Source organism: Nocardia aurantiaca (genome assembly GCF_009708175.1).
GTDB classification, from domain to species: domain Bacteria; phylum Actinomycetota; class Actinomycetes; order Mycobacteriales; family Mycobacteriaceae; genus Nocardia; species Nocardia aurantiaca.
In genome coordinates this window covers 1-9,499 of the sequence record NZ_WMBB01000030.1, presented here as the reverse complement: position 1 = coordinate 9,499, position 9,499 = coordinate 1, and the positions used below count along the sequence as shown (strand labels likewise).

Sequence of the window (9,499 nt, the reverse complement as noted above, 5' to 3'; positions counted from 1 at the left end):
GGCACCGGCCTGCTGCTGACCACCCTGGACCGCCTGCAACCCGGCTGACCAGCCCAAACCATCCCTACAACCACCGAAAGGACTTTCCCTCCGGGCCCGTGGAACCCGGCAGCCACCCGCTGACCGGCCATCCCGCGTTGCCCACCGGTCGCCGATCGACGACCGGAAACCAATCCGAAACCGATCACGCCGGGCCGAAGGCCCGGCGAAAGATCGAGGCTAATTGTCCCTTTCCGGCCTGAATGCGAAAGGCGCGAAGTGTGCGTCCAAATGCCCTGCGTGGCAGTGTCGAACCGGCCATTTCGTTAGCCTCTCTATCTGGGAAGATCCGCGCTGGAATAGGTCTCGGTGGATGTCCCACGAATTGAAGTCAATTACACGCTTTGATGGTGCCAATTCGCCGCGAGGGATGTCTACTGGTAATCGGCGCGCCACTCCGAAACTCGTAGCCATTCCTCGTCGAAAGGAGGTCGAAATGCCCTGGGACGCATGGGCGCTGCTGTCCATCATCATGGTCTGTACCGCCATCACAGCCCGCACCGCATGGGATTCGTACCAGCTCGGTCGCGAGTCCCGCCGCGACACCCTCCGCCTGTCTCTCACCGGCGGCGGCCATCTCGATATCCCCTGTCCGCCAGGTCATCCCACCGGCCGCCACCGCCCGCGCCCGATCAGGTGACCGCTATGACCCCCGCCGAAATAGCCGTCCTCGTCGCCCTCCACCGCGACCGCACCCTCACCGCCCCACAGATCCAGCAATCCGCCGCCCTCACCAGCTGGCGCACCCGAAACGCCCTCTCCCACCTGGAATCCCGCGGCCTCATCACCCCCAGCCGCCCCCGCGGCCGCTACCGCATCACCCCACGCGGCCGAGTAGCTCTCACCACCAAGTCCCGCCGCTTCGCTTGATCTCTCTTCACGAGGCTGGGCATGCGCCGCCGAGGTGCGCCGGGAGTGAAACCCTCTGGGGGTCCGAAACGTCCTGCATTGCCGCATACCGCGCTGACCGAACCGGTCAGCGTGGGGTCAACTCCGAGGTCAAGTCCCGGGACGTGGTGTAACCGGGGTGGTCACCGCATGATCCGAAATGGGCTCAGGCGGTGAGTTCTGCAGGTGCCGGGTCCTCCTGTTCGTCGGTGGGCGTAAGCCCGCGGGAGCGGGCCAGGACGTCGGGGCCGAAATAGCGGCGGCCCCTCGATCCATTCGTCATCTTGCTGGTGTTCACTCACGCGGCGAAGTTGGCAACGATTACTGACACACTGGAGGCCGGAAAGCTCGCCACGCCAAGTGCGCAAACGTCCACACCGTTGACCACACTGACCAACTGGCCAGCGCGGGGCGGCACGTGGTCGGAACCCAGTGCGGCGCAGAGCATCCGCTATCGCCGATTCGCGTGCACTGCAGCGGCCCCGGCGACACAGCCGCCCGGCTGGATACCGACGCGAGCCCGCACCGATCGCAGTCCGATCTCACCAGTCTTCCACCGCCCCAGGCGGATAGAGGTCGAGCACGATGTCGAGTCCCAATCCGGCGACATCGGCAAGCAAGTCGGCAGGCAGTGCGCAGCCGCCCTGCCCGTTCTCGCTGCCGAAGCCGAGAAACAGCTCTGCTTGGCAGTCGACGGACAAGCGAGCCAACTCCTCACGACACCCGTCCAACAGTCCGACCAGCACCCGGACATGGTCGGCGAGGTCGCTATCGTTGGCGAGTCCACTGCGCCGGATCCAGGCACTGTTCTTCCGTCGAGCACTGTCCGGATTTCGAGGACTCATCGGGCTGCCTCGCTCGAACTCCTTGTCCGCCACGATCCCTAGACGAGCTGAGATCTCACTCGCGCTGACCGTATAGCTCGCCAGTCGAATCGACCCGGCGGTCCACTTCCTGTCGGCCGACGGCGGCTCCATCATCACGTCCTCTGACATGCCGTCACCATCGCAGTCTGGTCGGGTACATCGCGAACCCATTCTCGGCCCGCAAAGAGAACACCACGAATCCTGGTGCGTGCCGTTCACCGAACGCACTATTCTGCCGCGAGCCGCGCGGTTCGCGGCGGTCAAGGATCCCGCTGGCAAATATGCACCACGCCCGGATCCGCTGTTTCGCAACCGATTGCATCGGAGGGCGTTTCACGTACCTTGTGCGGGGAGACTCCGGAGGGGCGGTCGTGACTGATCAACAACTGTGGGATGCCTTCGTCGAAGCCCAGGGCGAGCTGAACCGCCGGCAGGCCGAGTTCTACCAGAACGCGACGAACCGAACTGAAATTCTCCGGGCGGCGCTGAACGAAGGGGGCTGGCAGCAGGCCACCGCGCTCGGCTATCTGACGTCATTGTCAGACGATGGCGCCGATCTGCTGCCACAGCTGGTCGAGTTGTCACTGTCCCATTCCCAGGCCCTGGCGGCACGGCGAGCAATCAACCGTGTTCCGCGGCAACGCCTGTGGCCGCAGCTCGAGTCCTTGGTTCTGGGAAAACTTGATACAGCCGATGATGACGACTATCGCCGGTTTGCTGAGCTGCTCGCCCATGTCAAAGCGTGGCCGCTGTTGGAACGACTCGTCCTCAGGGCTCGCAGCAGTGACAACCCGGACGTGTGCGAGGTAGCCGACGACTTCAGCGAGTGGTACGGCCCAATGTGGTCTCGAAAGCCCTGAGCCCTGACTGTCAGAGATTCCCCAAACATACTGGCCGGGTGCATGAGCCATCCGCTGCTGCCGCGACCCGCGCGGTTCGAAGGGGCTGGCGCGAGAAGTGTTGTGCACCAGCGGGTGAGGTTCGGGATTCGGTGGCCTGCGTGCCCATGAGAATAGGGGCGCAACGGTTTTCGCCTCGGACGCGAAAAACACGGTAGTGCCGGATGGAAGAACATCCGGCCGAACGAGCGGACGCCGACGTGGCGTAGCGCTGTCCGATACATCGAATTGGGGGAACCTCATGACTGCCTCTGCCACCGCCACCCGTAAAGCGGCCGTCGCCATGATTGCGATCGCGGCGGCGCTGTTCATCCCCTTGGCAGGCGCGGGTGCCGCCAATGCCAGCGGGGTCAATGCCGAGATCAAGTTCGCGCTCGGCACCGACCACGGCGCCGTGGACGGCTACATCAACCGCGGATACTCCGACACCTGGTACTTCGACGCCCGCGCCGGTCAGCGGCTGAGCACCGACATCACCTCGCACTACACCTCCGCCTCAGGAACCGCTGTCTACACGCTCACCTCACCCGACGGCCAGCAGCTGGCCATCGACACCACCGGAACCCAGCTCTACCTCCCGGCCACGGGCACCTACTACCTGACCATTACCTCGCCCCAGCACGACGCCTCGTACACGCTGAACCTCCAGATCGACTGAGCGTCCCTGGTTGCGGGTACGAGCGGAGGTCGAGAATCGATCGATTCTCGACCTCCGACGCCTGCTGAGGGCCGACTCGCTGGGCCATGTGCACCGATCCCGCTACTGCCATCATTCCCCGCGGCCCCCAAAAAAGCAGGGCCCCCGAAAGTAGGGCCCCGAAAATGCTTGTGAAACAATGATGGTTCACAAATACTTCTCGGCCATGAACACCACAAATACCAGTCGCTACGCGGCGATTGGCACGGCTCTCATGGCGGCGGCGATCCCGCTGTCGACCGGAACAGCCACGGCCGCTTCGGGAACCGCCAACATCTGGGTGGGCGGAGGCCCCGATCTCCTCGCCTGCCAGGCGACAGCGCAGACATGCGCTCTCACCGCCTACGTGTACGACATGTCTACTGCGGTGACGATCAGCGTCGATGGGAAGGCGCTCATCACCGGCCTGCCCGTGGCGAGCTCGGGCACGGTCGAACCCGGGAAACTCGCCGCCGTATGGACCCCGCAGACCGCGGGCCAGCACGTGGTCAGCGTCCAGCAGGGCAGTCAGGGTCAGTCGGTGACCGTGCAGATCATCGACAACAACTCGCCGGAGGCCTACGTCAAGCGACTCGAGAGCTACGTCTCGCAACTCATTTGTAAATCGGGATCCGGCAACTCGGGGTCCTTCGGCTGCATGCAGGCGGACCCGCTGTGAAAAAGACGAAGAAAGCCCTGCGCCGAGCCGCGGCAGGAGTGGCACTGTTGTCCGCCGCCATCCCGCTGTCGACCGGAACCGCCAACGCCTCAGGCGGTTTCAACGTCATGATCGGGAGTGCGACCGCCGATATCTACGGCTGCGAACTGACCGGCGAGTCCTGCGAGGTCTCGGTCGGAAACCTGACGGACTGGGCCACCCCCGTCACCGTGAGCGTCGATGGCACGCTTCTCGGCACGATCACGCTCCCCGGCAGTTGCTGCCCCGGTTTCACCGGCGTGATCTGGACCCCGGAAAAGGCCGGCAAACACACCTTGACCGCCCAGCAGGGCATCCAAACAGCAACGCTGACAGTCAATATTGTCGACTACAACTCCCTGCAAGGAATCCTGAAGCGCTACCTGGGAATCAACACCGGCAGCTGACCTCCGGCGGCCCACCTCGGGCCGCCCCCAATTCCCCTCCACCGAGCTGGACACCCGAGACGGCGCCCACACCGATCGCGGCGCCTGATGTCCCCGATCACGCAGACGACCAGGCCGGACCCACAATGCCCGAATGATCCCAGGCGTCGAGCCTGCACTATCGCCGGCGCGTGCTTGTGGTCCGCACCGATCAGCGCATGAGGTTCTCGGTGAACAATGTGGAGAGGAGTTCGACTGCGGGGCTGACATGTACGGCATCGGCCTCGGTCACCTGGATGGTCGGCCGCAGTCTGTGACCACCTCGGTCCCTGCCGACTCGAGCGGGTTTAGGTAGCGACGGCCGACGCGCACAGTTTGTTTGCCGAGGTTGGTTTCGCCCAGCTTGCGGATCCTCAGAAGTGGATGATCTCGCCATCCAGGAGCGAAAGCACGGCGCTCGGGCATCCGCACATGCCGCATCCGGCGCTGACCGAACCGGCCAGCACGGGCATCGGAAGATCAACGGGCAGAGCGCTGTACGACCGCAGTCAGCGTAGGCCGCGGCTGCGCAGCGCCTCGAGACTACGCTTCGAAGTCGGTGACGACCCGATCCCGGGAGTTGCTGTGCGCACATCGATCCGGTTTCTCCATCCGATGAGATTGCAGTCAGAAGCAGCATCGGCCGAAATCCGGGTGGATACGGGGTAGTAGAGGGCGGAGCATTCGATCGAGGCGTGGTCGCTGCGGACCTGGGATCAAGGCCACGAAATGGCCGAGCACGCCGCGTTCACCGTCGCCACGGCCGTCCCGGTCTACTTCTGCTCAGGAGCACAGCGCTCTGGTCATCGGCGCGACCTCGTTGATCCAGCGGCGCAACTGGGTCTCGTCCGGGGATTCGGGCCAGTAGACGAAAGTGTCGAAACCGGTGCCGGCGGTGAGGTCGGACAGGATGCGGGCCCATCTGGCGGCGTCGGTGCGGATGGGCGCCTCGCCACGCAGTTCGACCGGGCCCGGGGCGTCGGTGATGTGCCCGACCAGTTGTGCCATTCGGGTGATGCTCGCCGGGTCGCGGCCTGCGTCCGCGGCGGCCGCCGAGATGATGTGCTGCGCCGCAACCCATTTCTCGTACGGCAGGTAGTGCGGGATCGGAGCCGCCCAGCCGTCGGCGATGCGACCGGTCAGTGCGTGGGCCTTCGGTCCGACGCTGCCGAACCAGATGCCGACCGGGTGCGCTGGGGCCGGGCCGGACTGCACGCCGTGCACGGCGTAGTAGGACCCGTTCTCGTGGATCTTCTGCTCTGGTATCCACATCGCGCGGATGATCCGAGTGGCCTCCTCGAGCGCTTGCAGCGCTTCGGGATTGGTCCGTGCCGGTCCACCCATGGCTGTGATCCCTTGCCAGAATGCGCCTGCGCCCAGCGCCAGCTCGAACCGGCCCGCGCTCAGCAGATCCAGGGTGGCGGCCTGCTTTCCGATCATCGCCGCACCCCGCATGGGCAGGCTGGCCACATCGGGGAATACCCGCAGCCTCTCGGTGTCGGCCAGTACGGTGGCAATGACCGCGAAGGTGTCGGCAAAGGGGCCCGCATAGGGATGGTCCTGGATGCCGAGCAGGTCCAATCCTTCTCGGTCGGCCAGGCGGGCCAGCTCACGAAGTTGCTTCAGATCGGACGCGGTTGGTGGCAGTTGCACCCCGAATCGGAGGTTCAACAGAAGGCTCGTTTTCGTTCGATCGCTGTCGATGCATTCATAAGTGGAATTGGGGTTCGCCGCTCATCGGAATGCTGCGGCGTGGTCGATTTGGTGCCTCGTGATTTGATGGCCGAATCGAGCGGTTCGGCCGGGGGCGGTGGCTGGCTGGGTTTTTTCGCTCACGCGCGCTCCGGTGTGTTCACCATGATCGCGGCCTTGCCGAAGCCGCGCCGATGCTCGACCCATCGCTGGGCATCGGCGGCGTCGGAGAGATCGAACTCGGCGCCGACAACGACCCGGACCGCGCCCGCATCGACCAATTCCGCGATCGCCGCGAGGGCCACCGGATCGGGTTCCACCAAGCATGAGGCCGCGCGGATACCCCGCTCCGCCGCCGCGTCCCGGTATCCCTTGATCGACCATGCGGTCGACAGGGCGATCGCGCCACCGGGCATCACGCGGTCGAACAGCGAGGCGCCGAAATCGAATCCCACCAGATCGAGTGCCGCGTCGACCTTCCCGATGTCGGTGACAGCGTCCGGATCGGTGTAGTCCACGCAGGTGTGCGCGCCCAATTCGTGCAGTGTGGCGTGATGTTCGGGACGCGCCAGGGCGGTGACCGTGGCTCCGCGCGCGACCGCCAATTGCACCGCGACGTGACCCACGCCGCCGGAAGCTCCACTGACCAGAACGTGCTGACCGGCCCGAGTCTCGACGGCGTCGAGCATCTGCCACGCCGTCAGGGCGGCCATCGGCAAGCACGCCGCCTCCGCGAAGGACGCCGATTTCGGCATGGGCACCAAGTGATACGCGGGAACGGTCATGTATTCGGCGTAGGTGCCCGCGGGGTAGGGAAACCAGGCCAGACCGTAGAGGCGGTCGCCCACGGCATGGCGGGTCACTCCGTAGCCGACCGCGTCCACCACACCGGCGACGTCCCATCCGGGGATGCAGGGCAGTCGCATGGACTGCTCATAGCCGGAATTTCGGCCGGTGTGCATGTCGATCGGGTTCACGCTGGTCGCCTGCACCGCGATGCGCACTTCCCCGGCGCCAACCTCCGGCCGTGCGACGTCGGCGATCTCGAGTGGCGATCCCCAGTGCTCATGTCGAGCTGCGCGCATGGTTGTACTACTCGGCTGGCGAGCGCCCACGATCATGACGCCCGAACCAGGGCAGTAGCGTCGACGCCGCACCAGCGCACGTAGTGAGGATTGGTCGAAGGTGCTTCGAGCACCTCTTCCAGGGCCTGCGCATCCATGTATTGCTCGCCTCCAACAGGTGGTATCGCGACTGATTTGTTGCGATTTCACGTTATCGGCGGGTTTACGAGAGCCTCAAGCTGCGACAGGTGACGATCTCTGCCGCTTCGGTGACCGGTGCTGCCGCTGCCCTCGACTCCGACCGAGTGACGATTTCTACCAGCTCGGTGACCGAGTCTGCCGCCGTCCTCGTTCTCGGCCCGGCGCTCCCGGAGCCAAATAACCTCTACACTGGAATCAGCGATCCAACCGCGACCAGCATCGCCTCGCCAGCCGCCCAGTCAGGCTGGCTCTAGTGCATTCAAGTGCGCGCTCATGCCGATGCGCGAGTGATCCGAGTGGCTAGGTCGGTGAATCCTGGCACCGCGGGACGGTGAATTCGGGGGATCGGCGGCTGTTTCAGGCCGGGTATAGGGCTTTGAGAAATGCGCCCGCGTCGGGTCGGCGTTGCCGAGGTTGGCCCGGGTGCTCACTTAGCTCGCCTGGTGGTCCCGTCACCTCCGCGCCGCCGAGCCTTGTCAGGGTTGATGGAGATCCGAACACCCTTGTACACCACTGTATTCGGCACATTGTCGTCGTTGTCCGGGTCGCCGGAGTCCGCAGGATCCGGCAGTTCCGCGCGCTCCTCGATGACGATCTGCGCTCGCGCCGCGCCGGGATCGAACATCTCCTGAAACGGCCCGACGAACGACCCCCCGAGGCCGCGGTGCTTCGCCCGAATAGCCGCCAACCCGAACAGCGCCACCGGTCCGATCGTGGCAATCAGCAGCAACAAGTCCCCGCCCATGTCCATGAGCGTACCGACGAGATCCTTCGCTCCGCTTAGATCAAGCCAACGCACGCTCTTGTCGCGTAGAGTGCCAGTCCGACCAGGCTGGGCCGGCTCTCGCAATGACTATCGGGCCGGAAGCATCCAAAGGTCGGTAGTCGAGCGGATCGGGGTAACCACGGTGTGGCGACTGCTGATGCAGCCGGGTTCATGGCCGAAATCCGATGCTGATTCTCGTTGAAATCGGTTGTGGAGCACGGTCTTCGGCGATGCGGGCCAGCATTTCACGCACGGCCAGTACCGAAGTGCCTGCCACCACGTCCACCGTAGCGATCAGCTCCGACAACCGACACTGGATGCAACTGGGAGGTCTGGAACCCTGCGTGCCATACGGCCAGATCCTCACGAATGCGACACGCGGGCAAGGCTTCTGACCCCCAACGCGACACACTGTCATGCCGATGAGCGTAATCCGGCGAGGTCCCGCAAAGCGGCTGCGGCGACCATTCAGCGTGAGCTTATCGGGCGGGGTGCTCGGGTGCTTCGGCCAGCGACAGACTGTTCCCGTCCGGATCCAAAACTTCGACATGGCGCACGCCATTGCCGTAGATCTCCACCGGTTCGTGGTCGACGCCGTGCACGGCGAGGCGGACCAGTATGTCGTCGAGGTCGGTCACGCCGAGCGTGATCATCGCCCCACCCACCCGCGCGGCTCGTACGGCCCGATCATCGACGACCAGCCACGCATTCACACCGACCTGCCATAGGTACTCCTCACCGACGATCTTATCCGCCGGACGCCCGAAGAACACCTCGTACCACTGCTGCGCCTGGGTCCGATCACTGACGCACACGATGCTGTACAAGTCCACTCTCGTCACTCCTGTCGGTAGTTTCGCAAGTATGGACTGCGTCGGCGACCGGAACTCACCGTGAATCGCCCCGGCTTCGATGCACACCGGTTTATCTGTCTCCAGCCGGTTGCTCGGCGTGGAGTGCATAGTAGTCGGCTTCGTACTCGACCGGTGGTTTGCGGCCGAGTCGGTGCATGAGTCGGGACCGGTTGAACCAGCTCACCCAGTCCGCCGTGATCAGTTCGACGTCGGCGAGCCGGTGCAGCGGGCCGCGTCGGAACGGTGAGTCGTCGCGGATCGCTTCGGTCTTGTAGAGCCCAATTGTGGTCTCCGCCAATGCATTAGTGTGTCCTGATAGGTGATAGGGAGGTCGTGATGTAAAAGCGCGAATCTTGTTGTCGCCGTGCTGTTGTGGAGATGAAGGTAGGTCCTTCGATATCGGCATGCAGGTGCAGGTGTCAAACCGCCCCG

At 64.6% G+C, this 9,499-nt stretch carries 11 protein-coding genes and 1 pseudogene; 6 read left to right on the top strand and 6 right to left on the bottom strand.

Annotation, left to right across the window (positions count from 1 at the left end):
* Nucleotides 1–475 precede the first annotated feature (475 nt).
* Entirely contained in the window at nucleotides 476–679 is a 204-nt protein-coding gene (locus GLP40_RS32985) for a hypothetical protein (protein WP_154791947.1), read from the top strand.
* 5 nt (nucleotides 680–684) lie between these two features.
* Nucleotides 685–909 (top strand): hypothetical protein, encoded by a 225-nt coding sequence (locus tag GLP40_RS32980; protein WP_154791946.1) that lies wholly within the window; start codon nucleotides 685–687, stop codon nucleotides 907–909.
* Nucleotides 910–1,469: 560 nt separating this feature from the next.
* Here the strand turns inward: GLP40_RS32980 and GLP40_RS32975 are convergent.
* Nucleotides 1,470–1,922, bottom strand: a complete 453-nt coding sequence (locus tag GLP40_RS32975; protein ID WP_196054885.1) for a DUF4279 domain-containing protein — start codon at nucleotides 1,920–1,922, stop codon at nucleotides 1,470–1,472.
* Nucleotides 1,923–2,164: 242 nt separating this feature from the next.
* On the opposite strand from GLP40_RS32975, the gene GLP40_RS32970 reads away from it, so the two are divergent.
* The 4 genes from GLP40_RS32970 (at nucleotide 2,165) to GLP40_RS32955 (ending at nucleotide 4,472) form a co-directional block, all read left to right on the top strand.
* The gene (locus GLP40_RS32970; RefSeq protein ID WP_154791944.1) at nucleotides 2,165–2,653 is read left to right on the top strand and encodes a hypothetical protein; all 489 of its coding nucleotides are present in this window, start codon (nucleotides 2,165–2,167) and stop codon (nucleotides 2,651–2,653) included.
* 280 nt (nucleotides 2,654–2,933) lie between these two features.
* The gene (locus GLP40_RS32965; protein WP_154791943.1) at nucleotides 2,934–3,350 is read left to right on the top strand and encodes a hypothetical protein; all 417 of its coding nucleotides are present in this window, start codon (nucleotides 2,934–2,936) and stop codon (nucleotides 3,348–3,350) included.
* 205 nt (nucleotides 3,351–3,555) lie between these two features.
* On the top strand, nucleotides 3,556–4,047 hold the full coding sequence (locus GLP40_RS32960) for a hypothetical protein (protein ID WP_154791942.1): 492 nt from the start codon (nucleotides 3,556–3,558) through the stop codon (nucleotides 4,045–4,047).
* Entirely contained in the window at nucleotides 4,044–4,472 is a 429-nt protein-coding gene (locus tag GLP40_RS32955; protein WP_154791941.1) for a hypothetical protein, read from the top strand. The genes GLP40_RS32960 and GLP40_RS32955 overlap by 4 nt, the downstream gene beginning before the upstream one ends.
* A gap of 801 nt (nucleotides 4,473–5,273) precedes the next feature.
* Here the strand turns inward: GLP40_RS32955 and GLP40_RS32950 are convergent.
* The 5 genes and pseudogenes from GLP40_RS32950 to GLP40_RS34310 form a co-directional block, all read right to left on the bottom strand.
* Nucleotides 5,274–6,161 (bottom strand): LLM class flavin-dependent oxidoreductase, encoded by an 888-nt coding sequence (locus GLP40_RS32950; RefSeq protein WP_230330175.1) that lies wholly within the window; start codon nucleotides 6,159–6,161, stop codon nucleotides 5,274–5,276.
* A gap of 161 nt (nucleotides 6,162–6,322) precedes the next feature.
* Nucleotides 6,323–7,267: an NADP-dependent oxidoreductase gene (locus GLP40_RS32945; protein WP_230330174.1), complete on the bottom strand. Its 945-nt coding sequence runs from the start codon at nucleotides 7,265–7,267 to the stop codon at nucleotides 6,323–6,325.
* A gap of 607 nt (nucleotides 7,268–7,874) precedes the next feature.
* Nucleotides 7,875–8,192 (bottom strand): hypothetical protein, encoded by a 318-nt coding sequence (locus tag GLP40_RS32940; RefSeq protein WP_154791938.1) that lies wholly within the window; start codon nucleotides 8,190–8,192, stop codon nucleotides 7,875–7,877.
* A 500-nt stretch (nucleotides 8,193–8,692) separates the two neighbouring features.
* Nucleotides 8,693–9,046 (bottom strand): VOC family protein, encoded by a 354-nt coding sequence (locus tag GLP40_RS32935; RefSeq protein WP_328290943.1) that lies wholly within the window; start codon nucleotides 9,044–9,046, stop codon nucleotides 8,693–8,695.
* Between the two features lie 91 nt (nucleotides 9,047–9,137).
* Nucleotides 9,138–9,499, bottom strand: a pseudogene (locus GLP40_RS34310) (hypothetical protein); the annotation flags it as partial.